A 2,899-nucleotide genomic window follows, 5' to 3' on the forward strand; every position below is an offset into this window, starting at 1 on the left:
AAAGAGTATATAGGAGAAATAATATGATTAAGGAATTTAAGCAGTTTATTGCTCGCGGCAACGTGATCGATCTTGCTGTCGGCGTGATCATCGGAGCCGCTTTTACTGCAATTGTGAACTCCCTGGTTAAAAATTTGATTAATCCTCTTTTAGGATTAATTATTGGTCGAATAGATTTGTCTAATATCGTTTTTAAAGTTGGCGGCGCAACATTTAAGTACGGCAGTTTTATTAATTCAATTATTAACTTTATTATTATTGCTTTCGTTGTCTTTTTAATTGTCAAAGCTGTCAATAAAATTGTGAAGGCTAACAAAAAGGCGGCTAAGCCAACTGAAGCTGATTATCTCAAAGAAATTCGAGATCTATTAAAAGAAAAAGAAACAAAATAATAAAAAAGATTGAATACCAAATGGCATTCAATCTTTTTTTACGCTTTAAATTTAGGGAATGTAGTAATTAAAAGTCGAATGAGAGTTAATCAAAGTACTGAACTTTATCTCTTCTTTAGGATCTCCTTGTGTGAAGTTGATTATCTATCCCTCTCAACTCACATAAGTATCATACCCGAATTGAACGACGAAAAGTAAAAAAGGACAAATCTAGTTCAAAATTAGACGAATCTCGTAATCAATTGACTTCAATTCCATGAAATTGGTTCAAAATCTGATTAATAATATTTTTTCTATCTCTTGAAAAACTAACTTCATCCCCATTTGGAAAACTAATTATGCGATTGGATAGATCAATCGCTGCAATATTCTCCGGATTAACTAAGAATGATTGCGAAACTTTCATCAAAAAAGCATTTTCCTGATCCAGATGCGTGATCGTCCCCTTAAACTCACTTTCACCGGTTTCCGTTACCATTTTAACCTTATGCTGAACAGAACTGTTTTCAATATAATAAATTTCATCTGCTCTTACTTTTTGCACGTGATGACCAACTCTATAGATTAAACTCTTTACTTCTACTTTTTCTGCCATTGTTAAATTATCAATAGCATTTTTGAGTGTTTCTTCCAAACGATTAATTATTTGATTCCGCGTTTGGGCCTTATTAATATAATCAATTGCCCCAATCCGTCGGCGATAAGTTAACGGAGCATATTTGTCATAAGCAGTCACAAAAATAATTTGTGCATTAGAATCATGTTCTTTTATTTTTTCTGCTAAATCAACTCCATTTTTTGCTTCTGGATAATGACTCAATTCAATATCCAAGAAGTAAATCCCATTTTCGATTGTTTTTTGTTTTAAAAAAGCAATTACTTCATCAAAGCTATTAGCGATTAAGGAAATTTGCAGTTGAATTTGGTCATAGTTAGGACTGTCGTCGCGCATGTTTTGAATAGCAATCTTAATCTGGTCAGCGAGTCTCTCTGACAATGCTCGATCATCATCGCAAACAATAATCGAATAATTCATTCTTTAATCTTCTTCCGTGTCAATAACTAAATAAAAGTCGAACCAATTATCTTTTACATTATATGAAATTGACATTTCTGCATATTTATCTTCAATCTTGGCAATATTTGCTAAACCCAGGCCAGCATGATTTTTCTTAGTGGTATAACCCTGTTCCTGAATTTTCTTGATAGAAATTTTAGACTGCACTGTTAGATTGCGAATTTCATATTCAAATTCATTATTGCCTTCAGAATAAAACATGATTTGAATCTCTGGCGTTAGGCCGCGTTTTTTTAGCAGTTTGCTTTCTTCAATCGCATTATCGCAGGTAATCCCAATAATTCTAACCAAATCCAAGGCATCGAAGTTTTGCGGCAATTTCGTAATTTCTTGGCGACATTCAAAATTATATTTAATTCCTAAATTATACATTTCTGTTAATTTAGAAATAATGATGCTCTTAATAATTTTTAGATGGACATGATTAATATCCTTATACTTCAAAAATGCCTGTGAATTTAAATTGGTTTTAGTATACTGATCCAATTTTTCAATTACTTCGTCAACATTGCCCTCTTTTGCACTCAATTTAAGTGATTCAAACATATTGCGGTAATCATGACGAAAGCTTCTAAGTTCGTCTTCGCTTTTTTCGAGATAAGTCGCGTAATCCTCAAGCTGCTGCTGTTTTTCAAATTCTGCTTTTTGCTCCTGATGATTTAACAAATTACGCTGCGTGTGAACCATTCCAATATAAATCAAGATTGCAAAAATAGTTTGGAAAATCAACAAACCAATTGAAATTTGAATTACTTCAATTGGTCGTTTATCAATTCCCAAATAATAATTGATAACATTACAGGAAAGGTAAATATAGAACAAGATACCAATGAAAATATTGCTATTTTGATCGATCAATCTTTCGCGCAAAAAACGGCTATATTTTGCAACAATCACCATTGTAATTAGGCTTAGTAAAATATCAAAGGCTTCTTCCCAGATATGCAGCTTGAGAAAGGCGATGAAGGAGCCAATTAAAAACTCACTCGCCAAAAGAAATTGATCAATTACGCAAAAGAAAAGTAGCGAACCTAAAATTAATTTATGGTTATTCTTGCGAATTATCGCAAAATACAGATACAAGACCGCTATTTCGGCATAGGTCAGCCAGGTATTAACGAAATCTGATGGGCTAAATACCAAAATCACCGACATAATTAAGCAAAAAAGTACCAAAAATAGTTTATCTTTTCCTGTCTTAATCGGCTGCGCTAGTTTAACAAAAACGACGACGTCTACGGCAAGGCTTAACAAAAAATAAAAAAGATCGATAAAAGCTCGAATCATTCCGTAGAAATCGATATAAAAATCCATATTTTCATTTTCTTTTATTGATAAGTAACTAATTTTAGCCCGTATTATAGTAAAAATAAAATAAGCAGTAAAAAAAAGGATTGAGCGCACAAACGCAATGTCATTAAGTTAAGAC

Annotated in this window: 3 protein-coding genes; 1 reads left to right on the plus strand and 2 read right to left on the minus strand. The window is 32.5% G+C overall.

The features are described from left to right. Nucleotides 1-23: 23 nt before the first annotated feature. Nucleotides 24-392 (plus strand): large-conductance mechanosensitive channel protein MscL, encoded by a 369-nt coding sequence (mscL, locus tag B2008_RS03045; RefSeq protein ID WP_281828212.1) that lies wholly within the window; start codon nucleotides 24-26, stop codon nucleotides 390-392. Nucleotides 393-630: 238 nt separating this feature from the next. On the opposite strand, the gene B2008_RS03050 is transcribed toward mscL, so the two are convergent. Then, on the minus strand, nucleotides 631-1,428 hold the full coding sequence (locus B2008_RS03050) for a LytR/AlgR family response regulator transcription factor (protein WP_281828211.1): 798 nt from the start codon (nucleotides 1,426-1,428) through the stop codon (nucleotides 631-633). 3 nt (nucleotides 1,429-1,431) lie between these two features. Beyond that, complete coding sequence (locus tag B2008_RS03055) at nucleotides 1,432-2,784, minus strand: GHKL domain-containing protein (RefSeq protein ID WP_281828210.1); 1,353 nt, start codon at nucleotides 2,782-2,784, stop codon at nucleotides 1,432-1,434. Nucleotides 2,785-2,899: the final 115 nt, after the last annotated feature.

Origin of the sequence: Lactobacillus sp. UBA5813 (assembly GCF_002417895.1) — a bacterium.
GTDB classification, from domain to species: Bacteria; Bacillota; Bacilli; order Lactobacillales; family Lactobacillaceae; genus Lactobacillus; species Lactobacillus amylolyticus.